Origin of the sequence: Sphingobacterium sp. DR205, assembly GCF_011064245.1 — a bacterium.
GTDB classification, from domain to species: Bacteria; Bacteroidota; Bacteroidia; order Sphingobacteriales; family Sphingobacteriaceae; genus Sphingobacterium; species Sphingobacterium athyrii.
The window spans coordinates 118,539-142,691 of sequence record NZ_CP049333.1; the positions used below are offsets into that span (position 1 = coordinate 118,539).

Below are 24,153 nucleotides of genomic sequence, written 5' to 3' on the forward strand. Positions count from 1 at the left end.
ATGTAAAATGTAACATCCTACATTTAATATATTTCGTGCTCCTAAAGCCGCCCCAATAAAACAGGAAACAATTTTTTTTTGCGTTTATGACGGACCATTTTGATATCATATTCCCCAGTGTACCTCTTTCTGTACTTGATGTGAACAGCTGTCCGGCAGACTGGACCGAAAGTGTTTTAAGATCAGCAACATCGTCCTTAAGGTATTCTTTTCCAAAGGCAGAAGTCCTCCGTGGGAAGCTGCTCCTAAAAAAATACCATATTGAACTGATCCAGCTCCGTACGGAAGAAGCTTTCAGCCTCCGGTTTAAGGTAGACAGGGACAGACTGTTCCTTTTATTTACGATACAGGGAAATCTCAGATTTTCGACAGAGAATGGTATCGAAGTTACTATCGCAAACGAAAATAGTTTTTATCCTTCACATAGCAGGCCGGAGATATATGGGGCAGATATCATGAAAGGATCCTTGGTGAAAGCCCTGGTAATTTCCTTTGATCCGGAGTGGGCAGAACGAATTGTCCGGCCCTACAGGATATTATGGGAAGCGTTAAGGGAAATTGCACGTTCCAACAGGCAGTTCAGTATTCTGCCTAGGCTGAGGATCGAGAAAATGCTGGGAAAAGAACTAGATGAAATACTGGACTTCAATGATCCGAACATCGAGATCGTCAAGCTCAAAATGCGCAAAAAGATCGCAATGGTCTTAAAGTCTTATCATGAAATGCTGGTGACCTCGGGGCTGGACAGGATCTATCTGGCGGGATTATATATATTGAAAAATTTTACAGATCCAGAAATTGATATCCAGTCACAGCTGCAAGATCTACCGATGAGCGATAAAACTTTTCGGAGAAAGTTCAGGATCATATTTGGAACAACACCCTATGACTATTGTGTCAGGCTCCGAATGGAAATGGCCCGGAAGCTCATCAATGAACAGGGGCTAGCCAAAAAAGAAATATATTCCATGGTCGGCTACGCGGATCTTGGCAGCTTTTCACGTACCTATCGCAGCTACTACAAAAATGAATGACACTGCTAAACTCATCTAAATCATTTCTATTGTATCTCTTTTGTTACCAAAAAAGGGAATAAACGGACATTTTTGATAAAAATTGGCCAAAAGTTGTCTGTTTTTTCCTTTTCTGGCCATTTCCGAAGCCTGAACTTTGTATTAAAGGTGTTGTCACTGGCTCTTCCCGATAGGGAACAGCGATATAAACAATAGAGATATGAGAACAAAAAATAAAATAAAGATCATAACGCAGTACAGCTTTTTAATGCTTTGGGGGATTACTGCTACCGTCAAGCTCATTAGCTGGGATACGACCAAGAGTGAAATAGCATTACAGTCATTCCCCCACTGGATGGAGCGGCTGATTCTGTGGGGGCTTCCAGCTGTGTATATAGGCCTGACTTTATTATTGCTCTATAAACCTACGGTAAAACTAGGTATCAGGCTGTCTACGGTCGTGATCGCTCTTTTCACTATCTATCTTTTGGTCGGAGTGACCAAGATCCTCGGCCATACACCTTGTGCCTGCGCCGGGATATGGCCGACAAACAATCACTGGCTACACATAGCACTAAATAGCATATTTATTACCTTAGGTATCATATATTGGGTATCGGCCCACAAAAGCCATACGGAAAAAGACGTCATTTCCGATCTTGGCAGGAAGGAGGATACCATCTTATCATAACTCAGCCGATAAGGCAGGTTGAAGGTCTACCCTGCCAAGATCAAGGAATATCCCCAAGCCAAGGCCTTGGATAGCATATGGGGCAGGCCATGCGATGGGCCTGATGAAATCAGCGTATGTTAACTATTTAAATTTTACGATATGAAATCATTTCTTAAAAATTTGAATCTAGGCGCTATTGTAGCTCTTTTGGCTATTGTCGGCTTAACAGCATCGTGGAAAAACCACGAGAATGGAAAGCTTGCAAAAAAATGGTACAGAGTTGTTGATAACGGATCGGGCAATTCCAACAAGATTATTGTGGAAGAATATCCGGGCGGTACTCCAAGCACCCCATGTGCATCTTCGGATGTTACCCAACCGTTGTGCGCAATCCAACTTGAGCTGCCAGCTACACCGCCGTCATTCCCTTTCACCTTACAGGATGCTATAAACAATAGCTACCCGCAAGGAGAAAGAGCTCATCTTAACGATGAGTAATTGACAAAAATAGTTTTCCATAGGGTTGATACCATTTGAAGGGGGCATTTTATTGATGCCCCCTTTATCTGATGCTTTATTTAAAATCAGGTATCTTCCAAAACCATGTCCCTTTGGACCAGTCATTGGTAATTTCTTCACTGTCCAATGACCTTTTCAATGTAGTCGGCAATTTCCCTTCCGCATTAAGCCTTCTGAGTGTTTCCCATCTAGTAGCACGAAAACATAGCTCTTTTCTTCGCTCCAGTAAGATTAATTCCAGCAAAGAGGTCTCGTTAGATTCCTGGACCGTGCTAAATTTCCCTTTTTCAAAACGATGCTCCAATAGAAAGTTGAGGTCGTTCAGGGATTCTTTATTTCTGCCCAATCTGACCAAACACTCCGCCCTGATCAGATAGGCCTCATCTACCGCAAGCCCGACGAAATAACTACTCACCCCCCCATGATATGATCCCCTGAAAGTAAGCCTATTGTTTTGGGCAGCCTGAAAGAAAAACCTTTTCCTGAGATCAGTGCTTTCATACAGTTCGTAGAGTGCCATATCCACATTGATTCTGGAATTTCCAAGAATCGAAATCTCTCCTCCTTTTTGAAAAAAAAGAACTTCAGGATTTGATATGCCACTATCATCTGCAAAAGGAAATCGTGGGATATCAGATAGGTTGTTATAATCTAATAAAACAGGATTTAACCGAACAGCCTGGTCAGCATATTTTAACGCACTTTTAAAATCATTCAGCTGTAAATACACCTTAGCCAATAGAAGATATGCCGCCGCCTTATTGGGTCTGGTTTTTGCGGGCTGGGACAAAGGCAGTAGCTCCGCTGATTCCAGAACATCTTTTAATATTCTGTCATAAAAATCCCCGTAGCTCAGTATCGCCCCTTTATCCGTAACATCATAGTCAGCCCTAAAAGGTATCGGACACTGTTCCCCGGCCATTTCTTTCTTGAACTGTTTGCCAAACGTCAGCAATAAATGAAAATAGTTCCACGCCCTGTGAAACAACGCTGCCCCTTTCACGTTCTCCCATTCAGCACGTTCTTCTTCATTTGGTGTGATTTTATTGACATCCAATGCCAAATTAGCATACATGATACGTTGAAAACCCTGATTCCAGTCCAAGGAAGCCATATCTCCGAAAATATCATGTTTCCAAATATAGGTATCTTTCTGTGTCACATCTGGCAACGCATGAAATGCTTCGTCGGATATGGAAAACTCTTCACCTGCAATCATCTGCTGGGATACCGAACCGATTTCATTCATAATACTTCTTCTATCCAATAGTGCCTGATAATCCTTTATGGAATAGGGGATCACCTGTTTGGAAATGCTTTTTTCATTTAAGAAATCCTTAGCGCAATTGACCAGCAAAATTTGGCTGATCAATAGGATAATGATCTTGATTTTTTTCATCGCATTAAAAGTTAATGGTAAAACCAAATGCAAAAATTCTAGGCGTTACATATTCAGCATTGGCATAATCGGGATCAATAGCCCTACGTTCGGATTTCCAGATTATACCGAGATTACGTGCGTATGCGAACAGGTTTAGATTTCGGACTGACCTGTTTCTATTCCCTATGATATTCCCGAGATCATAGCTCAGTCGGATATCCTGTAAACGGATATGGTTCCCGTTTGAGACTAATATCTCAGATTCCGTATATATGTCATCATAGCGATCGACCTTATCTGCCTTTGCGGGCACATCAGTCCATTTTTCATCGCCTTTTTTCTGCCATCTGGACAAATAGTCCATGTTATAATTCAGATATGACATTTGCCCTCCTGATGCGATGGACGTTCTTTTAAAGACATACCCGAACTTTCCCGTCAACAGGATCGACAAAGTAAGCCCTTTCCAGGTGAATTCATTTCTGATAGAACCGAACTTGGTAGGTACAGTCACACCTGTATTGATAAGATCATCAAATGAAAGACTTTTGTAATATTCTTCATAGCTATTGGTCTTTTCCCCATCTACATACATATTCATCAGCCCCGTTTCGCTGTCAAGACCGAGCCAAGGGATCGAATAGAGTGCGTCCCTGCTCCTGCCCTCAACCGGTACCGGACGCACCAGATAGTCGGCAAGCTGTAAATCTGGATTTCGGCGATATCGGCTCACTCTATTTTTCACGAATGAGAACAGCACTGCTGTATTCCAGCCTAAATACCCCTTTAAAATATTTGCATTAAGCTGAATATCAAATCCTCGTACGGACATATCGGCATAATTTATCAGATTAGAACTTTCTGCCGATGATCCCGGGAAAACTCCTGTAGAGGGAGACATTACATCAGCGCCTATCAAATCGGTTGATTTCTTGAAGTAATACTCCAATGCACCTGAAAATATATTCTTTTTGCTCCGCCAGTCCAGCCCGATATTCCATATCCCTACATTTTCCCATTTCAACGAAGGATTGCCTATACTCTGGATCGCTGCTGTTTCCAGCTGCGTTTTATAATCCTTTCCCCAATAATATATCACGGGAAATGCACTGACATTTCTATTGGTGTTCCCAGATTTACCATAGGTCATTCTCAGCCGCATATATTCAATTTCGGGAATCCCGTAAAAATGTTCCCTGCTCAATTCCCAACTTCCTCCAATTGACCATAAAGGAGTGCCTTTTTGATTTGTTTTGACACCATAAAGATTGGAACCGTCCCAACGAAGGGAGGTGGACAAGATATAACGGTTCCTATAAGTATAGCTGGCGTTCCCGTAATAGGAAAGATAGCGGTCATTTATCCGTTCTTTCCTATCCTCCATCTGGGGAAGCATGCCCGTACTGTACGGGTAAGTATCGTAACTCTTTGTAAAATCCAGTAAATTAGTCCCCAGCATCAGATCTGCGTCATAGCCATATAAGGTATATCCCGGAACCTTGTCTTTTACAATCTCTCTTATCTCTGCGCCAGCAAGCGCTATCAACTGATGGTCGGAGCCGAATTGCCGGTTATAATCCAACTGTACACGCCCTGAATTACTATGAAGCGAAGACGGGCTCCATTCTTGGAATATCCCCCCGTATGGAACGATCAGTGAACCGTCGGCCTGTGTAAAACGGTTCACCAGATTCCGAACATAGTAACTGTTTTTATCATATAGCGTACTGTTATTGTTGGTTCCCTTGATATACTGATAGGTGAGACTTGCAACGAAATTGTCGAGAAAAGAATAGCGCATGGAAAGATCGGCACGGAGTTCATCGCTCCCGCTTTTTCTCTGCGTAAGCCTCTGTTCATCCAATGGACGATATTTCCAGTCCAGCAAACCATTATTTTCCGACTGGTCTATGTATGTTTCTCTGTAGTCTTTTATTATGGAACGCGGTTTTCCATTCTCGTCCATCAACCTGGTATATGGAGAAAGTCCAATATGTGCGTATCCGCCAAACAGGTCATTGATACTGATACCATCATTTCTTCCCGCCTGCTTACTATACCAAAGGGTGGCGGACAGCTCCATAGCTTTAAACGGCCTGAATGTATTCCGTATATTCAGGTTCAAACGTTCTGCTTCATCGCCGATGACATTCGTCCTGTTTTTGTCGTAGCCACCTGAAAGATAGTATGTAAAACGATCAGCCCCGCCACGGGCATTTAAACTATACTGTTCGTATACGGATGGCTGATAAAGATATTTCATTGCTTCCCGACGTACCTCAGTATTCTTCAGAATAGCTTCCCGACGGCTAAATTCCTGCTGGGTTATGGTTCCTTTATCCAAGGCTATCAGCATTTCGACATATTCGGGAAATGCTGACTGTTGTTCGTTTTCCAAATAATATCCACCTTTTTCATACTTCTCTTTTTCAATTTCCATCACTGTCTCCGACGGAAGTCGATTTCTGCTGTACAGCAGGTCAGGTTTTTGTCCAATAGTTATATTACTGTTGAACGTTATCTGCCCATTTTGATTATATCCTCCTTTTTTGGTGGTGATAACGATCACACCGTTTCCAGCCCTTGCTCCCCAAATGGAAGCCGCAGCACCATCTTTCAGTACCGTAACGTTTTCTATATCATTCGGGTTAATGGACGTAATGTCGCCATCATATGGGAAATTATCGACAACGATCAGGGGACTTGCGTCCGATTGGATAGTAGCAAGTCCACGTACCCTGATGTCAGATGCATCCGTACCACCCGGCGTGACAAACTGTACTCCTGATGAGATACCATCCAACCGTTGCAGGATATTTCCCCCTACTGATCGGTTCAGGAGTTTATTGTCCACTACACTGAATGAACCTGTTGCCCTTTCTTTGGGGATCTGATAAAATCCTGTATTAACGACCTGTACTTCTTCAATTGACCTGGTTATTTTCTCCAAGTATATCCTCAAATCTGAACTGCCCGTATTGAGCACCTCCATTCTGGTAGCATATCCAAGATATCTAACCGCCATACTATCGGGCAAGTTCAGGTTAGTTATCTTAAAATAACCGTTGATATTGGTCTTGACCGACTTTCCATTTTTCACAAATGTTATTGTCGCCCCCGAAAGGGGCTGGTCGTACCTATCAAAAACGTAACCTGCGACCTGTCCAACAGCCTGTAACGCCATCAGACTGAACAGTACCAATAAAGTACTATTTCTTATTACGATCTGCCATCCCATAACGTTTATCAAAATAAGTCAGAAAATCATTCATTTCAATACCCAATGGACGACGGGATAACGCCCGTCCGATCAGCTCAGGGGATACATCTTTATTGTGTGGAATAGCTACCAATTTACCATCTTTTATCCATACCTGTCCAAAGCTGCGAAAAGCATAGAACAATTGATTAATGGTCGTATCGGCCGAATTTCCTGTTGCGATAGGCATTTTCCATTCCCTTTGTTGGGCCAGCGGCAGGATCTTGTCATTATCGCCATATAGATGTATGGGTATTACTTTGACCTCATGACGGTATTCCGGTTGAAGTAAATTCCATTTATCTACCGATTTGATACAGGCAACACAGGCCGTATTCAAAAAATCCAACACTAATAGATGCTGCCTATAGTCCGCAAGTTTTAAGGTTGGATTATTATAGGGATGGTTTACAATTTTTAATTCCTGTCGCCAAAAGGCTTCTGGAAGACTGTCGCCTATCACTATCCCACCGGTAGGTACTTTGAGGTTAGATTCCACATCAGCCCGTGTTTCCACGGACTGTGCTGAACATAAACTAAACATAAAAACGAAAATTGCCGTGAGTACCTTTGACAGGTTGTTTCCGCTGTAAAGGCGTGTTTTTAGTATATCTTTTAGTATTAAGCGTATTATTGTGATCATATTATGGTCTGTTTATGGTCGAAAAATCAGGGCATAGCTTAGCCGTTACGCAGATAGCGTTAATTTTTTCGATGAAAATTGGTCTGTTTTTAGGGTTATAAAAATAGCCCCCCAGCCCTTGGAAAATTTATGACGGATTCGGTCGGGACAGAAAGGGAGCAGTATAGGGTTATCTCACCCGATCATTCGGGTGGGCAGGATAAATTTTGAAGTAATTGTTTTTTATGGTTCATAACTCTTGTTTTAATAAGTTATGAGCGAGGAGGTCTAAAAATAATTAAGCGACATGGGCCTCTGCTCGCTCCCTCCCCAGGCAGGTTTGGAAAAGCGAGTGAGCACACCATGCCGCTCAATCATGCAAATTTATGATAAAATTTAACATGCACGGCATGGGGCTTCACTTGCCTCGATTAGCTTCCTATTTTGCCTGGGGAGGACTAATCAATACTATGATAAAGCCAGAAAAGATAGCTAATATACTGTGTACAAATCCCATTTAGAATGAGAGTTGTAAGTAAATTTCCACCTACTTCTTACTCAAATATAAGAATAACATTTGATAAAGTAAAATAAAAACATTCAAAAGTAAACTTATTAGATTCTTTAGGCTGCCAATTAAGATTTACAGTAAACTAATATTTGTCTTATGGAAATTAGTATTGGACAAATAATAAAAAAAGTTGCAACTGAACAAGGATTCAGCCAGCAGCAACTCGGTGATAAAATCAATAAAACTAAACAAGGTGTGGCGAGTATTTATAGGCGCTCTACGATTGATATTGAACTTTTAAAGGAAATAGCGTTGGTGTTAAATCATGATTTTCTGGCATATTATTATAATGAAGGTCCCTTTAAAGTTTTTAGAGATTTGGAAATCAGTAATTGGGAACAAAAAATCAACGAGTTAAAAGAGCAACTAAATCTTAAAGACTCATTGTTAGACAAGAATGAAGAAATTCTCTTATTACAACGGAAATATATTGTTGAACTTGAAGAAAGGTTACGTCAAAAATAATTGAGTTTTGGTATTAATATTTCTTGTCCTGCGATAATGTATCACATTGTATTGTAGTTATTTATGTAGATTCCGATTACCTGCCTAATAGCAAAATTGCCTATTATTAGGTTAGCTTAATGTTACTGCTAAAATCGAACCTTTCTAGATAATAATTGAATTAAAATTCTGGGGCTCTCGTCTTCGCACACCCAATGGGCGATCTTGATTTTATGGTGAATCTGATATGTACCAAATTATCATATTTAAACTCCCGTCTCTGACTTAGAGAGGAAGAGTCAATTTGGGCGAAGCCCATTTTAGCTTAATAATAGTTGGTATTATACCTAAATTTTATTAACTTAACGGGTATTTATATCACTCCAAAAGTGAAAATAAGCTATCTGCTTGTCAATTAAGAGGAATGCATATGAGTAAATCCAGCCACAGAAAAACCAATTATGGCCAAAAAGAACAGGCCCGCCGGCAGGTGTTTTACCATCGCTTACGCATTATCTGCGAGAAAATGGTCGGTATGGGATATTTCGAATTACTGCCAGAAAGTAGCCTACGTCTTTTATATCTATATCGTTATCCCGATATTAGGGTGGTATCCCACGGCAAACGTGTCCTGAATGCCGAAGAACTGAGAAGCTATAAACAGACTTTGGCTGAGCTGCTCAGTGGCCAACATGTCGAGACCTTATTGGGCGAGAAGATTTCCTATGCCCGTTTTCTGACCGATGCATTGGTGCTCCTGCATTATATCCAGTATAGGGTCGGTGGCAGAATAAAAGGGTTTTCCAGATTAAGGGAAGTTTTCGCACCCTATTTTACCACTACCGAATGGTTCGCCGAGCAGCGGATGAAGATCATCAAGATCATGAGCCTCAATGACCTGCAGCTCTATGATTTTTATAAAGGTACTGTACGGTTCAGTTTTGACCGGATGGCGGTTGAACAGTTCGGCGGGACAAACGAAATCCATGTGCATAGGCTGTCCCATTCCACCGCTCTGCAGGATGTTGACGGAAAGAAGAGAACGGTTGTCCGCATGGGAGTGCCCTCAGCGACCAAAGTAGATGAGTTTGACTGGATCTTCATCAGACCGAGCCAGCTGGGATTAATCAATGTCGACGATGATATCGCTCTACCGATATACGCCCAGCAGCATGCACTTGAACGTTTTGAAGAACGGGCAGTTTTTTGGCGGGGATATGTGCAGGCCTATATTGGATATATCATACGGGAAGGTACAGCTAAAACCATTGTAAAAAAGGATTATGTACTACTGGAATGTTATCTTGCAACCTACAAAGTAGGATACTTTGTCATCTCCCTCCAGCGGGACAAGTGGCTGATCCGGACTTTTCTCTTCCTGACCAATTCTGGAACACCGGAGGGCAATAGGCTGGAAGAAATGACAAAATTGAAACTGCTGGACAGAAAACACCTGATGATCGACTGCATGGATGCTTTTCTGCTTTATGATATTTCAGGGGACAGAGGGCTGCGGAAACTTTTTAATAAGGCCGGCTGTGGATCACTGATGCAATATGCCGATCAGATCAATAAATATGGGAAGGAGCAGCTCAAGAGCCCCGATTTTATATATCGTTATATGTCCATGCTGAAATAAAGAAGCGACCAAAATATTCACTTTTTAACGAGACTTAAATCGGAACACACCATCCCATACTCACCGCTTAGGCAACCAAAAGGCAAGACGGCACAATTGGGTCAAGGGCGCCAGCGAGGGGACTATGCGTCGGGGCGTTTACTATACCCTTGACCTTTGTGCCATTGTGGGTAAATTTGTAGAAGCGGTAACGATGGATTTCCATATCGCCGGCAATATGTAACAGTAGATATGTGTTTATATCCTTTGATGTATATAAGCTTTTGTTAATATTCAGTAAACCATATATCTATCCTAGATTTACTGAATAAATTAAACGAGGTGGCATGGGGGAAGCCGCTAAAATGATCCAAGAGATGATTTTTATATCATGCTGGATCATTGTTCTATACCACTTTCACAATCAATCGAATAGCTTTTTTACCTTTGCAGGCCCCGTTTTTTCTTCTTTCGTTTTCTTCTCCTTTCTTCCTCATCAGTGACCGTTCCCTGCCCCCCAAACTCCTGAACAGGATCAAGAAGAATATCCAGGAGTCCAAGTCCATTTGCGGCAAATGAGGATAATATATCCCCAAGTACGGCAGGCCTGTCCTGAGTGGGGTTAGCAAGTATCCTATCTGTCCAGCCATCTTCCATTTTTGGGATAGCCCCTCTTTCTAGAAGCCTGCCAAAGGTATGAAGCCGTGCTTTCTGTTCCGCATTGCCATTCTTCATGGTATTCGCATATTGCAAAGTTTCTTTCAATTTTCTATCGAATCCGAACATCCTGTCAAAGACAGTTTCTCCTGACTGCTTAAAGGCCATCTGGTCAAACTGTCCGAGCTTTTTTGAATGTTCCACATTCTTGCCCCGGGACTTGTTCTGTGGACTCAGTTTTATACGGTTGGTGATGTCCTTTCGGCTGACGATAACCTGTATGTGCATCTGTAGGCCCTCTTTGCGCTGTCCCTCTTTTTTTGTGCCGTTCTTGACCTCTCTATCTTTGTAGCTATAATAGCGGTAGTTTTCCAGTTTGGCGAACCATAACAGATCTTTGTTGTTTTCTATTCCCGGCCGTTTAAAATTGCGTGCATATTCATCCATGATCCGTTCAGCATATTCCTTTAATCTTTCTTTTGCACCATCCTCGCCAAAAGTAGCCAGCAGGAAATCGATCTCCTTTCTGCTGGGACTGATATTGAGCAGGAAGAACTTACTGTCCTCCCTGCCCAGTTTGGCAATATTGCCATCAATCCCGATGCGCACCTCATGGGGTTTAATATCGTTCCGCCCACCGTCGAACCAGTGTTCCTGTTTTTTGTTATTGGGTAGGCGGTTTTCTTTTTCCAGATAGGCGACAAGATCGCCACAACTTCCTTTGTTGTTTCCTGTTTCGGAATCCGTGATATTGATATACATAACGGCTAAATTTTATCCAGTGCTTCCCTGACCTGTCTTGCCAGTTCCTCTTTTTTTGTCGCTGACACAGGCCATCCGAGTGTTTCCCGCTGCGCAATGTAATGTTCAAGGATCCTCCTGAAACCATCCTTTAATTCCTGTCCTTGTGTAATACCCAGAAATATCTTTTTAAGGATTTTGTCCAGACTCCCGAGATATTCTGTATTTGCCTTTAGAAATTCGGACGATTTCTGATGTTCATCGGAAATCAGGTCAATTAGACCGGATTGTTGTTTGGTGACAGCACCGAGCTCGTCCAGCATGGAATATAGGGGAACCAATAGGTCGGTCTCCTGTTTTCGGATAAAGGAAAGAATACGGCTTACCCCACTGGAGAGTTCTTTTTTCAAAACCTCGTCATTCAGGTCGGCAGGGTCTTTCTTGCTCCTGTAAAAATAATCGACCATCTCCATCACCAATTGGCGCTTGGTCCTGCCCAGTTTACGCGAGAGCAGTGCCAGACGACCATCCACCTCCACCGGGAAGCGGACAGACCGTGTGTTCTCATCTGATCTAGCCATTGTCATCGTGATTATTGTCGATAATAAACCGGAACCTGCTGGCTTTTGTCGGATGCCAGGAGGGGATGTAATCCACGTAGCCATAAAGGATGAGATCGGAAAGGCATTTATGATAGGTCGCAATGGACTTTATACGTGAAAAATGCATCAGCTTTTTACGGCTGGAATGAAAGAAATCCCCGGGACGCTCTTTCTGGTGATAATAGAACATTGCCAAGAGCAGTCCAATGTGCGATGGAAGCAATCTGCTATCTTTTGCGGTTTGCTCCAAATATGAACTAAAGTAATGATCCTGAATGCTATTATCCATTGGAATTACCTCCTTCCATCATTTTATCGACATCACTGCTGCGATAATACATGCTGCCCCCGATCTTTTTAAAGGGTAGGATGCCCGTGATCCGTAGGTTCTGCAAGGTTCCGGGAGATATATCCAGTTTCTTTCTGACCTCCCTGCTGCGGAGCCATTCCTTATCTCCACTGCCAACTGGGTTTTCTCTTCTTAAGACCTGTCTGATCTCTTCGAACAGTTCTTTCTTGAACTGCTGTAAGTCTTCTTTTGTCAGGATGTCAAATACCATAGCAAACTAATTTTGTGAACAATCTGGGCGTGGCTTTTTCTGTGCCTTGCCATTGCTACAAAATTGGATGCTGGGACGATAGTCTGGATGACCATCAAACTCCGCTGGTCATGTTCAGCAATCGAACAGGATCGCTATTATCCTTGTTTTATGGGTATTATCTTGAACAGCTTTTTGTAATCGGGGATTTTGACACCTTTCATGGAATCTTTTGGATCTTTCTGTACGAAATAATTCCGAACGGTATTGACAGGTATATCTTTGCCATTGTAGACGAAATATTTCGATACCATTTTGTAATAAGGGCTTTCGTAGTCGCTGACCAATAGCTTCCTTCCATTCGGAAGTGTCAGGTTTTTCATCTGTTGGAGCAGGTCGATAAAAGTGGGAAGATGGTCGTCCTGTACCATCGGTTTGACAGACACCTCGTATTTTTCTAGATCGGCCAGTTTCTTCTGTAGGGTTTCCAACTCTGTTCGCAGTTTGCTGATCTCTTCGTCTTTTTCTTTTATGAGTATATCATTTGGTCTGATGTTCCATTTGTCCAATGGTGCAAGAAAATCCAGAAATTCATTCAGCTTTCCGATATTTGAAACATAGAGCGGATGCTTAGAAGAATAGGGACTCTGGCCTTTAAAGTAATCAATCCTATCGGAAACGATATGCCACACATGGGAAAAAAACTCCTTTTCTGAACGGTTTCCTCCGGAAAGATAATATTCCAGATGGTACTGATAGTAGTCGCCAAATACCTCCCGTTTTAAACCATAGATCTTTAAAAGAAAATGGTTGTCCTCGTATCCACTGGGGACTCCTTTTATCGTTCCTATCGCAAATGGATGGGGCCTTAAATCGAATACTTTCCTTACTTTAAAATAGTATTGTGGCATGGATCTAATTTTACCAAAAATATTTATGTGTAATTATTCTAAGCTATCTGAGGTGATATTTTTGAATAACTCACATAATAGTTCAACTTAGTGTATATATTAATACAACTATTGCATATTTGAGATACTAAATTTGAAAGAGGCCTCAATAAGTAGAGGCCATTTCAATGATATTATTTGGGGGCACATTATTGATGAATTACGTGGCATTGTATTACGCTAATAATCTCGTGTAAGTTCCAGAGTTTTGTTATATTGTTCTGAGTATAGTTCATCCTTTAGTATTAATTTGTTTTCAGTGAATTCAACTAACATCCAGTCGCCTTCTAGTTTATTGCTTTGTAACCCCCATATTCTTAATAGCTTACCATCAATATCATAGTCAAAGCCACCAGTTTGTGTTTTTTTATATTCATATCGTCCCACTTTATCATCCAGAAATAGCATGCTGATTTCTTCTTCACTCGTTTCATCCTTGAAGTTGATTCGAAGTGTTCCCTTCCATCCAGTCTGTTTAATAGTATTCTTATTAAATTCAAATATAGGTTTAGATGTCTCATCTTTATTGCAGCCAGTTAATATAGAGCCGACCAAAATAACCATTATGTACATTACTTTTTTCATGTTGTATTGATTAATTAAATGTAAAAATAATAAAAAATTGTTCTGCCAACGAAGTTGGCAGAACATTGAATTACAAACCAATTATTGTGTATCTTTGATAAAGATTCGTCATGGAAATAGTCTTTTCCTGCAATGTATCGAACCAATCCTTCATTCCATAGACTTCTAGTATATAATCGTCCAAATAGAAAGAATACGCAGTTAAACCCACGGGATCATAAATATACCACATATCCGATTCAGTGTTATAAAATTTAAGCATTCGGCTTTCGCTAACATTCGCAATATTGATACTAAGTGGAATCCGTAAGAAAGGTAGGATTGTTGTACTTTCATTCGACTTAATCAAACATTGATAGAAATTCATCTTTTCATTTGCGAGCGCTTGACTTTTGGCAGCAAAAATAGAGGGTGTATTATTTGCCCTTAAATCAGCGTCAGTAGCATTGGCTGCCGCTCCTTTTCCTAAAATAATCTTATCTCCTTGCCTTGTATTTAAAACAGCGGCAATATCGTAGAGGCGTTCGCCCGATCCTGTTGTTCTCACCAAAACTTTTACAATTTCTATGAACGGCTCAACAAATGTATTGGTATTAAAATATCCTAAATGGGTATCCTGCAACCTTCGTTTAAAATTAGCTTCCAACATAAAATCAGAAATAGGGTTAAGTCCTTGATCTGCTAGCCCAGAGAACGCATGATTACTTACATTGTTCAGAGAAGAAAGCCATTGAGAAAGATCAATATTAGAATTTTTTATTTCCGTTGGCGGTGTCCGAACCTGAAAGTCATAAGCTCCACCAGTTGTCTCAATAATATAAGAGGTCGACTCAATGTTCGACTGAAATGAACTACCGTTGCCTGTATTTCTTCCAAAACCGAAATTGGCACTTACTGAGTTAGTGGTATCGCCCTTTCCTCCCCATTTGTAAGATGCGGTAATATCAGTTTGCATATCTTTTTCCTTATTTGTAGAATCGGCGCTGAATTTATGAGTCCCATAGTATGTAGCACTAGCTCTTCCTCCAGAGTAATATCCAGTAATTACAAATGGACCGTAAGTATTTAAAACATCAACAATCGTAGAATTGTAAAGATCATCCAAAAACCAACTATCCATATATCCTGACGCGATTCTCCTCATACTACTTGGGGATAAATCCATTCGATACATTGCATCTCGAACTTCGATGTTTAATTGTCCACTTACACTGCGAGACGTTTCCATCGTATTATTCGAGAATTTCTCTGTTGTGGTTCTCTTAGCGCCTAAGCTGAATAACCCCAAATTGAGATTAAATCCAGCGGATACTTTTTTTGTAATATTAGTCCAACTAGCATATCGCTGAAAATCAGAGAAGGCAAAAGATTCAATATTGGTTTTCTTAATGGGGTCCTTTACTATTAATCCGTTTGTCTGAAGTTTATTAAAATCAAGAATTTGTCTTCTGACGTTATCGACGCTCCCTAGAATGCCATTCCCTACTGTGTAACCACGTCCCGAATATGCATCTATTGGTAATGAGGTAGTATTTTGTGTATTGAACTGATTTGTACTTTTCTTTTTAGTTGACCGAGATAACGCTCCTGGGAGTTTGGAGTTCCTCGCCTGGAATATGATATCCTCAGTTTGTTCCTGTCTGACAGTATCGTTGAAAAGGTCATTTTGCTTACAGGAAACGATAAGCGAAAGTAAAGCAATATAGATGAAGTATTTTTTCATTTTTATGTTTTTCTGTGCGAAATTATTCCTCAATTTGTTATTGAACAGCTAAAGGTTTATTTACCGCATTAAGATTCAAGTTTGGATTTGGAAGTTTGACCATTTTTGGCGCTCCTGTGTCTATGTCAGTTATTATATAACTATGGTCACTTAAAGGATATTCATCACTTATCACCCTTCCAGTCCAACGCCCACTTATCTTTACTTCGCGATCTTGATATGTGGCGATTGCGACGAAATCAACAGACACGGTATAAGATGCAACTTTATAGTCTATCGCAACTTTTGTACGAGGAGATATAAGAAATGGCACTTTGGTGAGCATATTTTTTGTATAACCAGTTGAGTTTAAAGAAACATCAGCTTCAATATTTGATCCTGGATTTAAGTTAATTACCCCTTGTAATACCGAAGGTCGTTTAAATTTTTGTGCTATATTTTCAAATTGGAAATTAATAGACTTGTTAACTGAAAAATTAGAAGACAAAAATTCAGATTTCAAACATTCAATATCATAGGAAAGATTGGAATAACCAGTGTTTGTATAACTGCCCTTTAAAATAATATCTGGCCCTTTTGTTACTGTGGCATTATAATCATTAACATACTCCATTGAGCTTAGCGTAAACTTGCTTCTGGGGGTTATTAAAAAATCTTGCTGAGGTTTGTTGGAATATTTACCATATCCTATTTTGGCCGCATCTTTTAGTTCTACTACATTATAAAATATGTCCCACATTCCACCAGGACCTTGTTCAAGGTAAGATTGGCTTTCTATCGCAAAATATCCAGGATTACTTGACGATGCGATCAAATCCCAAGACGCATTGTATAAAGATCCACTTTCATCATTTAAAAGGAATAAGACCTTATTATTTGGAGCATTAGAATATTGTCCAACACTTATTGGTGTATTTTCCTGGAAAGAGTAGATAAGGTATGGTATCCCTGAGCTTGCAGGTAAGACCCGTACTTTAAAGTTTGTGGTTGAGGGGTTATCTGAAGAGGTTAAAACCAGCTCTTTACCACGTCCATTGGTTTGTAAAAATCTATTTGCAGAGTTTGCACCTCCTCCTCTGGCTTGAAAAGTTAATGGCATATCCCTAAGAGCATACATATTTGATGACAAATAAGGGTCATAAAATAAACCATTCATTAGACTGAACGTCTTATTCTGATTTTTACCAAATAATTTTGATTTAATTGAGTCAGGATTTACCTTAATGGGTACGATGGAGCCCTTCTTAGCCAACGAATCAGACATCGTCTTTGCAAACATCTTTATTGTTTCTTTTTCTACTATATTTTCTTGTAAAACGTCATTTTGTTTACAGGAGAAAATTAAAAACATAGTAGATAGGGCTATTATAAATTTTGTTTTGTTCATGATTAGAATTTGATATTTTCTATTTATTTTTTATAAGTTGAACTTTCCTATAAGGAAACCATTTGTATTGCATATTTTTAGGATATAACTACCTGTGGTTAGTCCAATAGTTGAGATAGTGGTATCACCGCCCATACTACTCGAAGAATAACTGCGAACTATTGTGCCATCCTCCGCTTCGATTACGAAATCTACTATTCCAACATTAGAATAATATTCAACCAATACACCATTATCAATTAAAAATGCTTTAAGAGCTTCTCCTCCTTTTCGGTTTGGGCTGCTGGGAGGAAGGTGCCCTGTACAATCAATCTCCTGCTTCTTTTTTTCAGCTTGTGTGCTAGTGTGATCATCTTGAGTATTATTAAGCGCCTTGCAAGGAGAAAATGCAATAGTGCTTAATAATAAAGCAAATAATACTTTCATATCTAGTTATTATAAGTTAATACTCCGGCAAATATAAAGGGGTAAATGATCTTAAAAAATACGGAGTGATTGCGTGAGGTAAATGTGAGGCAAGTAAATGCTTAAATAATTGTAATTCAAATTATTACACACTCCTCTGTGACTGGAAGAATACTCAACAAAAGGACGATTTCAAAAATGAGGGATTAAACAAATAGAATCTGTTATAGATTAAATTTAAGAAAGTGCGATTCTAAATGATCGAGTTATTTGTTAGGTTCAAATATCTCGGATATTTGTGAATCTGAAAGACCAATAATTTGTAGCTTCGATTTCAAACGTGATTTTCGGGTTGTAAGCGCGTGACTTTTAATCTGGAGCAATCCAGCTATTTCTGTGTGCTCAAAATTAGCATGCAATAATGTAATCAGTAATTGATCTTCTAGTTTTAATTGAGGAACTTCGACTCCACGTAATAAGTCTAACGATTTGAGATAATTGGTGATAAATGAGGTATATCCTGAATGAATATTTACCTCCATATCTTCGACAGTTTCTCTTATTTTTTCAAAACCAATTCTAGGATCCTTAATATCTTTACGCGAGTATTTCACTATAAGATTATTAATTTGAGATTTAAATGTTGCTGTGTTCCCGATATGATTTCTGTAAACTTGAATTAGACATTCATTTCTTTCAGATTGCTGTTGCAGTTTGACATTCTCTTCCTTTTGTCGTATATTCTCTTCTTTCTGCCTCCTCTGTTTGAGAGACAAATACAGAACAATTAACCCAATGATCAAAATAATTAGAAAACTTAATGTCAAGATCAGTCCAAGTCTGTAGTTTCTAGTTTTTTCATTTGCTAATTGTGATTTTTTTGTCTCTAAATCAAATCTACGTTCGGCATTGGCTAGTTCCTGAACATTTGTATTCCTTATTATTTGCAACATTAAACTATCCTTTAGTTGCATATAGTGTATTGCTAATTGATATTTTTTTTTATCAATATAGTTCTCCGCAAGGAATTTACTTGCAGCAGCTTTAAAATTTGAGTCTGAATTTCCTGTGATTGAATTTTTTAGCTTCCCACTATAAAATTCTGCGGAATCTAAAATTTTCGCAGCTTTATAGGTTCGGGCTAAATTAAGCTGATAACGTCCTTCGGCAGTAGAATCCGGATCAATCTGTTTAGCGGTATATAGAAAACTAATGGATCTTAAAAAGTCTCCCTTTTCAAATAGGGCCACTGAAATATTCTGTAAGCATTTTGCCTCTTCCAGTTTATTCTGGAATTGTCTAATTAGCATTAGTGCCTTATCAAAATACACTAAAGCGGAATCTATTTCTCCTTTCAGCAGAAATGATTGCCCAGCTGCCTGTAAAGAAAGTGCTTGCTTTGGTTTGTCATTTTTATATTTTATAGACGCTTCCTTATAATATGCTAAAGAAATATCATAGGTTCTTTTTTCGAAGTAAAGATCACCTAAATTATATAATACAAATGCTTGGTGAATTTGATTATCTTGACTTTTAGCAATGGAAAGAGCTCGCTTATATTCTTCGACAGTTTTAAAGTAATTTTTTTGATCACGGAACACGCTACCACTGTAGAAGTGAGCTAGAAAACGTAAATTCCCAACATCTGTTTTTTTACGATCATAATAGTCTCGAGCTTCGAAAATAAGCGTATCATCAGAAATATCACGAAAATTTTTATAATAAACTTGGACACGAGTCACTAGATAAGACATATATTCTTCCTTATCCAAATTGCTTGCAGGATTTGGTATTGAATCTATTAGCCTCATAGCCTTTTGGGGAGAACTTTCAGCAAGATTTCTAGCCTCCATAAGTAAAGCCGTTGGATGGCTTTTAGATCGACAAGAAAATAATAATATCACATATAACGATAGGAAAAAAACAACAATCTTTAACTTCATATTATTATCAATATTTTAACCCTCCAAATTGCTGATATATTTTCGTCAAAAATAATGGAATTTTCGAATTTATGCAAAAAAATAACCCATTTAAGTAGGGCCGACGGATAAGAAACGCTAGAAATCGGTCGTTTTGTTCACAGATGTTTGTAAATTGCGAGTATCTTTTTAGTTCGGGAATGGTCCCAGTCGGGTAAATAGCCGTTTATTTGTTTTTTTTATGGAAATATCGCTTCAAAGACATTTTAAATGGATTCCTGATCCTCGGACAGGCAATAATCCCAGCCATGATACATTCAGCCGTGTTTTTATGATGATTGCCCGTGCTTTGTTTGAACGCTGTTTCCGTGCTTGGACTGCCGAACTGAGAGAAAGTCTCCAAGGTCTTGAATCCGCTGAAGAAAAGGACCTGATCTGATCGTCATCGATGGCAAAAGTCTCCGCAACAGTGTCAGCAAACAGGATGGTTTGGGGGCCTTACATATGGTGAGTGCCTGGAGCGACCGAAATCAACTTGTTTTGGGCCAACAGAAGGTAGCGGACAAGAGCAATGAAATCACGGCCATACCAGAACTGTTGTCATTGCTTTATATTCAGGGAGCGGTGGTCAGTATTGACGCCATGGGAATCCAGAAGGATATTGCCCGTAAAATAGTAGAACAAAAGGGTGGTTATATCCTGGCATTAAAACGGAACCAGAAAGAGCTGTACGGCCAAGTGGTCAACCAGTTCCGTTTCAAAGAGGAGGGCCGCCCAAAATTTCTCCATCGTGAGAAAACTGGCACTCAACATTCTAAAAGCTGATGTATCCGGTAAATCCAGTCTGAAAGCGAAAAGAAAAAAAGCCGGATGGAACAATCTAAATCTTACTCATGAAAAATTTGAGAAGCTTATACAGCGCTGTCTGCCCCAAACTTAATGAGGTGTTGTACAGAAAGATTAAGACCGTTGCAGGGGAAGAATTATTTTAACAATTTGATTTTCAATTATTTGTATTAGTTTTTGGTATTTTTTCTGTATATTAGCTTTATGAAAAGAGAGCAAAAATTAGGTTTTGTAGATTATATGGTTCAAACGCGTAAAATCAAGCGGGATTTTTTTGATCAGATGAACCTATTGATCGATTGGCGTCCGATTTCAAATATCATCAATAAACATTACCAAAAAGGAGAAAGTGCTACAGGAAGACCGAGTTATCCCGGTTTGGTGTTGTTTAAGATGACTTTATTGCAGACATGGTATGGCCTGAGTGATTATGAGCTTGAGGATCGGGTGAACGACAGTATCTCTTTTAGCCGTTTTGTGGGCATCAGCCTGGACGAACGTGTTCCTGACCACAGTGTCATAAGCCGGTTTCGCAGCGAACTGACAGAGAAATCGGTTTATGAGAAGCTTTTCAAAGAATTGAACAAGCAGCTCATCAAGCATTCAATCATCGTAAAAACGGGTGCTATTGTTGCTGCAAGCATAATTGATTCACCTTTAAAACCTAAAAGGAAAAACAAGGTATGAAATTGAAACGGACCGCTCCCAAGAGAGTCGTTCTGAAGAAGACCTATCTGCAGAAAAACAAGAGCAATTGTTGATCAAACAAGAGCAACCCGGTGTAGATGCCGAAGCTAGATGGATAAAGAAGGCGGGAAAAACACGCTATGGCTATAAGAAGCATTACCTCACCGATACCGAAGGCCTTGTAATAGGCGTGGTTACCACCCCGGCTAACGTGAACGAAATTACGAATCTGGAAGAAGTTATAGCCTCCGCGGATTTACCTGAAAACATTCCCGTCTACGGCGACAAAGGCTATCGTTCTGCAAAGAATGAGCAAATGCTAAAACGCAATAAACTCAAGAGCAGAATCCTGCACAAAGCTAAAAAAGGTGTGTCATTATGTCCGATAGAAATATTGAGGAACAAGTTGATCGGGAAAACCCGATTTAAAGTAGAGCGAACCTTTGGTAGTATTAAGCGATGGTTTCATTCCAGCTGTGCAAGCTATAAAGGGATAGCAAAGATGCATACGCAGAACTTAATGGAAGCAATAGCATATAATCTGTACCGCTCACCCGGGATAATTGTGTCCAATGCAATAAAAACGGGAAATTAATCCCCAAATAAAGCTCGAAATGAGCTTTGTAAGCAAAAATGAACTTGTTTTTCGCGAAAAAAATCAAATTTTAGAAATCCAAAAACATAAAAACATGCAAAAGAGAAATCCAGAAACTTTTGCAACGGTCTTTCACTACTATTTTTTACTATTTTCTTTATCTCTTTGTTTAATGGAGAAACTCTTGCACAATCAAGGAACAAAATATCCTATTGCACAGACAAAAAGATTATAAGAGAGAATATTTCTAATTTTGTTTCTAGCACAAATAAGGATGATATCCGGAGACAAATATTACATTTTAACCCTGACGCTGACCTTATAAAGTATCCCTTGTTTGAATATAATATAAAGATGGACCGGATATCTCCGCTTAAAATCGGGCAAAAGGTACCGGACGACATCATGGATCTACCTATACGTATCGTCAACGACATATATGGAAGGGACAGCATCACACTGAGAGAACTTTCGGCAGACAAGATGCTCGTTCTAGACTTTTGGGCAACCTGGTGTCCCCCCTGCTTGGCTTCGATGGATAAATGGAAACAACTGCAGCCAAAGTATCGCGATCATGTCCAATCTGTCGGACTTATGCTTGATTATGACTACAAGGCTGAACTAACTACTAGAAAAAAGGGCTGGACTTCGCCTCAGCTTATAGGCCCAGAAGTGCACCTGCTAAATGCATATTTATGTGGTATACCAGTTACGGGCCCTTCGGCATGGATAAACGACGGGACTTTGGTTGGAATTACCGATGCAACCATAGATATTGAACCTATTCTAGAGAAGATTATCGCCGACAAAATCACTACTGTTCCTGAGAAATACATGTGGAAATCACCATTTTGATAGCATAAATTTTTAAAAAAATTATTTTGAGCCTTTTGTTAATAAATAGCAAAGGCTCAAAATTGCTATATAACCATAAAGTTAATGATTTGGATATATAGCCTAATAGATATATAGCTTATCGCCGCTAAATTCAAACCATATTTAGTATACTGGACAGTATACTAAAAAGAGGCTTAATGCTATTATTAAGCGAAGAGAGTATCCCCGGAGGATACGCTAACCCCCATTTGCAGAGCATAGGGCAAGAAAAGTAGGGCTCTGCCCAACTTCTGCTTGCTCAGATGTATCGTTTTATTATAGGTTTACACATTGTGTCGTACTTTATAGGTTTAATTTTTTTTCTTACGATTTTTTTTGGTTGAGATGCAGTATTGCTGCTCAGTGATATATATTTTCTGTAATATTAATTATATTTTGCTATATGTGGTAAATAATCTAGTTTAATACACCCCTACACTATTGTGTAGTATTTTGTTTTTCTTATGGTTAAAAAGGTATAAAATTTTATATTAGTGATATGCAAGGTATTAAGATGCTTGCTGTATTAATCCAATATTTTATAAATTAAATTTAAATTAAATGAAAACAAAATTTTTTATGATTGGCCTTTTCGCTTTACCGCTAGGATTGGTAGCATTTAGGCCTGCAACTCTTTCCAACTCTGAAGATCTAGCCGCAGTTCAAAGAGTGAGTTATGAAGCCGTGCAGGGCAAAAATACTTTATATGCGGAAGCTGGATTTGTTGCAAAAAAAGGAACAATAACTAAAAGTGCAGAAACCTCAACAGTATCGTCTGAAACAGTGGTTGCATCGTTTGCAACTTTGAATACAGACAATGTGTCTCTTGATGAGTTCATTAAAAGCCATGAATAATTGATCATTTCCTTCCTCCGTATGGGGGAAGGATATTCACAATAAGAATGAAAGAAAAACTGATTAACAATAGAAAAAACCTATTTTTTTTGTTTACAATATTTCATTTTACCATCGTAGTATTCTCTACATTCCTTGGAGGGTATTCAACTGCCAAAGAATACTTTCATGAAAGGACTGTATCTAAGGAAGATTCCTTAGAACCGGATTTAATTCAGAAAACTGTAAGAAGTTTTTTAAATACTCCCGGAATAACTCCTTACGCTATAATAGCAGGAATTGATGCCGGATACGGCTTTTTTGCACCAAATGTAGCTAGCAGCTATATTATAGAATGTGCAATAAAAAATAGAACGGGAGAAATTATATCACGGCAGTATACTCCCAACTTATCTACACAAGAAGCTAGAAATAGATATGAGACTCTGGTATCCGACTTTCAGGAAAGAATGAAAGCACTTGAAAAAGCAAATGAGAAAACTCTTTATACACGTTATTTGGATATTGTACTGAAGAAAATTGGTCAGAATATCTATGATCAATCGTCTGTCGCAGATAAATCTAACGGGACCGTTACTTTATACTTATATAAATACCCTAATTTGAACGACTATATTGCCGGAAATAGAAAGCCTGTATTAATTAGTTTAGTAGCCTTCGATATTAACTAAAAAGAGTTTTAG

26 protein-coding genes are annotated in these 24,153 nt (G+C 39.3%); 13 read left to right on the forward strand and 13 right to left on the reverse strand.

Features of this window, described 5'->3' with window-relative positions; translation table 11 throughout:
* The first annotated feature begins 86 nt into the window (after positions 1-86).
* The 3 genes from G6053_RS00560 (at position 87) to G6053_RS00570 (ending at position 2,184) form a co-directional block, all read left to right on the forward strand.
* Positions 87-1,034, forward strand: coding sequence for an AraC family transcriptional regulator (locus G6053_RS00560; RefSeq protein ID WP_165305193.1), 948 nt, complete (start codon positions 87-89; stop codon positions 1,032-1,034).
* Positions 1,035-1,233: 199 nt separating this feature from the next.
* Entirely contained in the window at positions 1,234-1,704 is a 471-nt protein-coding gene (locus G6053_RS00565) for a MauE/DoxX family redox-associated membrane protein (protein WP_165305194.1), read from the forward strand.
* Positions 1,705-1,845: 141 nt separating this feature from the next.
* Positions 1,846-2,184, forward strand: coding sequence for a hypothetical protein (locus G6053_RS00570; RefSeq protein ID WP_165305195.1), 339 nt, complete (start codon positions 1,846-1,848; stop codon positions 2,182-2,184).
* A 76-nt stretch (positions 2,185-2,260) separates the two neighbouring features.
* Here the strand turns inward: G6053_RS00570 and G6053_RS00575 are convergent, their stop codons facing one another.
* From G6053_RS00575 to G6053_RS00585, 3 genes are read right to left on the reverse strand one after another with little or no spacing between them, the layout of a single operon-like run.
* Positions 2,261-3,604, reverse strand: a complete 1,344-nt coding sequence (locus G6053_RS00575) for a RagB/SusD family nutrient uptake outer membrane protein (protein ID WP_165305196.1) — start codon at positions 3,602-3,604, stop codon at positions 2,261-2,263.
* Between the two features lie 4 nt (positions 3,605-3,608).
* Positions 3,609-6,824, reverse strand: a complete 3,216-nt coding sequence (locus tag G6053_RS00580) for a SusC/RagA family TonB-linked outer membrane protein (RefSeq protein WP_165305197.1) — start codon at positions 6,822-6,824, stop codon at positions 3,609-3,611.
* Positions 6,796-7,488 carry a hypothetical protein gene (locus G6053_RS00585; protein ID WP_165305198.1) on the reverse strand — a complete coding sequence of 231 codons (693 nt, stop codon included), beginning with the start codon at positions 7,486-7,488 and terminating at the stop codon, positions 6,796-6,798. The genes G6053_RS00580 and G6053_RS00585 overlap by 29 nt, the downstream gene beginning before the upstream one ends.
* Before the next feature lie 646 nt (positions 7,489-8,134).
* Here G6053_RS00585 and G6053_RS00590 point away from each other — a divergent pair.
* The gene (locus tag G6053_RS00590) at positions 8,135-8,503 is read left to right on the forward strand and encodes a helix-turn-helix domain-containing protein (protein WP_165305199.1); all 369 of its coding nucleotides are present in this window, start codon (positions 8,135-8,137) and stop codon (positions 8,501-8,503) included.
* A gap of 409 nt (positions 8,504-8,912) precedes the next feature.
* Complete coding sequence (locus G6053_RS00595) at positions 8,913-10,121, forward strand: hypothetical protein (RefSeq protein ID WP_165305200.1); 1,209 nt, start codon at positions 8,913-8,915, stop codon at positions 10,119-10,121.
* A gap of 420 nt (positions 10,122-10,541) precedes the next feature.
* Here G6053_RS00595 and G6053_RS00600 read toward each other — a convergent pair whose 3' ends face one another.
* The 10 genes from G6053_RS00600 to G6053_RS00645 all read right to left on the reverse strand — a co-directional run bounded on the left by G6053_RS00600 (position 10,542) and on the right by G6053_RS00645 (position 19,632).
* The gene (locus G6053_RS00600) at positions 10,542-11,519 is read right to left on the reverse strand and encodes a DUF5712 family protein (RefSeq protein ID WP_165305201.1); all 978 of its coding nucleotides are present in this window, start codon (positions 11,517-11,519) and stop codon (positions 10,542-10,544) included.
* A gap of 5 nt (positions 11,520-11,524) precedes the next feature.
* Complete coding sequence (locus G6053_RS00605; protein ID WP_165305202.1) at positions 11,525-12,079, reverse strand: BfmA/BtgA family mobilization protein; 555 nt, start codon at positions 12,077-12,079, stop codon at positions 11,525-11,527.
* Positions 12,072-12,389 carry a hypothetical protein gene (locus tag G6053_RS00610; protein WP_165305203.1) on the reverse strand — a complete coding sequence of 106 codons (318 nt, stop codon included), beginning with the start codon at positions 12,387-12,389 and terminating at the stop codon, positions 12,072-12,074. The genes G6053_RS00605 and G6053_RS00610 overlap by 8 nt, the downstream gene beginning before the upstream one ends.
* Positions 12,382-12,660 carry a helix-turn-helix domain-containing protein gene (locus G6053_RS00615; protein WP_165305204.1) on the reverse strand — a complete coding sequence of 93 codons (279 nt, stop codon included), beginning with the start codon at positions 12,658-12,660 and terminating at the stop codon, positions 12,382-12,384. The genes G6053_RS00610 and G6053_RS00615 overlap by 8 nt, the downstream gene beginning before the upstream one ends.
* A gap of 137 nt (positions 12,661-12,797) precedes the next feature.
* Positions 12,798-13,550, reverse strand: coding sequence for a TMF family protein (locus tag G6053_RS00620; protein WP_165305205.1), 753 nt, complete (start codon positions 13,548-13,550; stop codon positions 12,798-12,800).
* 219 nt (positions 13,551-13,769) lie between these two features.
* The gene (locus tag G6053_RS00625) at positions 13,770-14,174 is read right to left on the reverse strand and encodes a hypothetical protein (protein ID WP_165305206.1); all 405 of its coding nucleotides are present in this window, start codon (positions 14,172-14,174) and stop codon (positions 13,770-13,772) included.
* Between the two features lie 70 nt (positions 14,175-14,244).
* A complete protein-coding gene (locus G6053_RS00630; protein WP_165305207.1) occupies positions 14,245-15,897 on the reverse strand; it encodes an MAC/perforin domain-containing protein in 1,653 nt (550 codons plus the stop codon).
* A 37-nt stretch (positions 15,898-15,934) separates the two neighbouring features.
* The gene (locus G6053_RS00635; RefSeq protein WP_165305208.1) at positions 15,935-17,284 is read right to left on the reverse strand and encodes a hypothetical protein; all 1,350 of its coding nucleotides are present in this window, start codon (positions 17,282-17,284) and stop codon (positions 15,935-15,937) included.
* A gap of 30 nt (positions 17,285-17,314) precedes the next feature.
* Positions 17,315-17,710 (reverse strand): hypothetical protein, encoded by a 396-nt coding sequence (locus G6053_RS00640; protein ID WP_165305209.1) that lies wholly within the window; start codon positions 17,708-17,710, stop codon positions 17,315-17,317.
* A gap of 245 nt (positions 17,711-17,955) precedes the next feature.
* On the reverse strand, positions 17,956-19,632 hold the full coding sequence (locus G6053_RS00645) for a tetratricopeptide repeat protein (RefSeq protein ID WP_165305210.1): 1,677 nt from the start codon (positions 19,630-19,632) through the stop codon (positions 17,956-17,958).
* A gap of 220 nt (positions 19,633-19,852) precedes the next feature.
* On the opposite strand from G6053_RS00645, the gene G6053_RS00650 reads away from it, so the two are divergent.
* From G6053_RS00650 to G6053_RS00680, 8 genes are all read left to right on the forward strand, one after another.
* Positions 19,853-20,050, forward strand: coding sequence for a transposase family protein (locus G6053_RS00650; RefSeq protein WP_165305211.1), 198 nt, complete (start codon positions 19,853-19,855; stop codon positions 20,048-20,050).
* Positions 20,051-20,055: 5 nt separating this feature from the next.
* Complete coding sequence (locus tag G6053_RS00655) at positions 20,056-20,436, forward strand: ISAs1 family transposase (protein ID WP_346774530.1); 381 nt, start codon at positions 20,056-20,058, stop codon at positions 20,434-20,436.
* A gap of 225 nt (positions 20,437-20,661) precedes the next feature.
* A complete protein-coding gene (locus G6053_RS30540) occupies positions 20,662-21,144 on the forward strand; it encodes a transposase (RefSeq protein WP_206531844.1) in 483 nt (160 codons plus the stop codon).
* A 67-nt stretch (positions 21,145-21,211) separates the two neighbouring features.
* Entirely contained in the window at positions 21,212-21,739 is a 528-nt protein-coding gene (locus G6053_RS30545) for a transposase (RefSeq protein WP_206531845.1), read from the forward strand.
* A gap of 19 nt (positions 21,740-21,758) precedes the next feature.
* The gene (locus G6053_RS00665; protein ID WP_165305212.1) at positions 21,759-21,974 is read left to right on the forward strand and encodes a hypothetical protein; all 216 of its coding nucleotides are present in this window, start codon (positions 21,759-21,761) and stop codon (positions 21,972-21,974) included.
* A gap of 119 nt (positions 21,975-22,093) precedes the next feature.
* A complete protein-coding gene (locus G6053_RS00670) occupies positions 22,094-22,594 on the forward strand; it encodes a redoxin domain-containing protein (RefSeq protein ID WP_165305213.1) in 501 nt (166 codons plus the stop codon).
* Between the two features lie 582 nt (positions 22,595-23,176).
* Entirely contained in the window at positions 23,177-23,470 is a 294-nt protein-coding gene (locus tag G6053_RS00675) for a hypothetical protein (RefSeq protein ID WP_165305214.1), read from the forward strand.
* A gap of 47 nt (positions 23,471-23,517) precedes the next feature.
* Entirely contained in the window at positions 23,518-24,141 is a 624-nt protein-coding gene (locus G6053_RS00680) for a hypothetical protein (protein ID WP_070562441.1), read from the forward strand.
* Positions 24,142-24,153 lie beyond the last annotated feature (12 nt).

Coding starts and splice junctions, on each gene's coding strand:
- G6053_RS00645 (WP_165305210.1), bottom strand. CDS start 19,632: ATGAAGTTAAAGATTGTTGTTTTTTTCCTATCGTTATATGTGATATTA.
- G6053_RS00600 (WP_165305201.1), bottom strand. CDS start 11,519: ATGTATATCAATATCACGGATTCCGAAACAGGAAACAACAAAGGAAGT.
- G6053_RS00640 (WP_165305209.1), bottom strand. CDS start 17,710: ATGAAAGTATTATTTGCTTTATTATTAAGCACTATTGCATTTTCTCCT.
- G6053_RS00670 (WP_165305213.1), top strand. CDS start 22,094: ATGGACCGGATATCTCCGCTTAAAATCGGGCAAAAGGTACCGGACGAC.
- G6053_RS00580 (WP_165305197.1), bottom strand. CDS start 6,824: ATGGGATGGCAGATCGTAATAAGAAATAGTACTTTATTGGTACTGTTC.
- G6053_RS00665 (WP_165305212.1), top strand. CDS start 21,759: ATGAGCTTTGTAAGCAAAAATGAACTTGTTTTTCGCGAAAAAAATCAA.
- G6053_RS00585 (WP_165305198.1), bottom strand. CDS start 7,488: ATGATCACAATAATACGCTTAATACTAAAAGATATACTAAAAACACGC.
- G6053_RS00635 (WP_165305208.1), bottom strand. CDS start 17,284: ATGAACAAAACAAAATTTATAATAGCCCTATCTACTATGTTTTTAATT.
- G6053_RS00590 (WP_165305199.1), top strand. CDS start 8,135: ATGGAAATTAGTATTGGACAAATAATAAAAAAAGTTGCAACTGAACAA.
- G6053_RS00610 (WP_165305203.1), bottom strand. CDS start 12,389: ATGGATAATAGCATTCAGGATCATTACTTTAGTTCATATTTGGAGCAA.
- G6053_RS00565 (WP_165305194.1), top strand. CDS start 1,234: ATGAGAACAAAAAATAAAATAAAGATCATAACGCAGTACAGCTTTTTA.
- G6053_RS00650 (WP_165305211.1), top strand. CDS start 19,853: ATGGAAATATCGCTTCAAAGACATTTTAAATGGATTCCTGATCCTCGG.
- G6053_RS00615 (WP_165305204.1), bottom strand. CDS start 12,660: ATGGTATTTGACATCCTGACAAAAGAAGACTTACAGCAGTTCAAGAAA.
- G6053_RS00560 (WP_165305193.1), top strand. CDS start 87: ATGACGGACCATTTTGATATCATATTCCCCAGTGTACCTCTTTCTGTA.
- G6053_RS00620 (WP_165305205.1), bottom strand. CDS start 13,550: ATGCCACAATACTATTTTAAAGTAAGGAAAGTATTCGATTTAAGGCCC.
- G6053_RS00625 (WP_165305206.1), bottom strand. CDS start 14,174: ATGAAAAAAGTAATGTACATAATGGTTATTTTGGTCGGCTCTATATTA.
- G6053_RS00605 (WP_165305202.1), bottom strand. CDS start 12,079: ATGGCTAGATCAGATGAGAACACACGGTCTGTCCGCTTCCCGGTGGAG.
- G6053_RS00680 (WP_070562441.1), top strand. CDS start 23,518: ATGAAAGAAAAACTGATTAACAATAGAAAAAACCTATTTTTTTTGTTT.
- G6053_RS00675 (WP_165305214.1), top strand. CDS start 23,177: ATGAAAACAAAATTTTTTATGATTGGCCTTTTCGCTTTACCGCTAGGA.
- G6053_RS00575 (WP_165305196.1), bottom strand. CDS start 3,604: ATGAAAAAAATCAAGATCATTATCCTATTGATCAGCCAAATTTTGCTG.
- G6053_RS00630 (WP_165305207.1), bottom strand. CDS start 15,897: ATGAAAAAATACTTCATCTATATTGCTTTACTTTCGCTTATCGTTTCC.
- G6053_RS30540 (WP_206531844.1), top strand. CDS start 20,662: ATGAAAAGAGAGCAAAAATTAGGTTTTGTAGATTATATGGTTCAAACG.
- G6053_RS00570 (WP_165305195.1), top strand. CDS start 1,846: ATGAAATCATTTCTTAAAAATTTGAATCTAGGCGCTATTGTAGCTCTT.
- G6053_RS00595 (WP_165305200.1), top strand. CDS start 8,913: ATGAGTAAATCCAGCCACAGAAAAACCAATTATGGCCAAAAAGAACAG.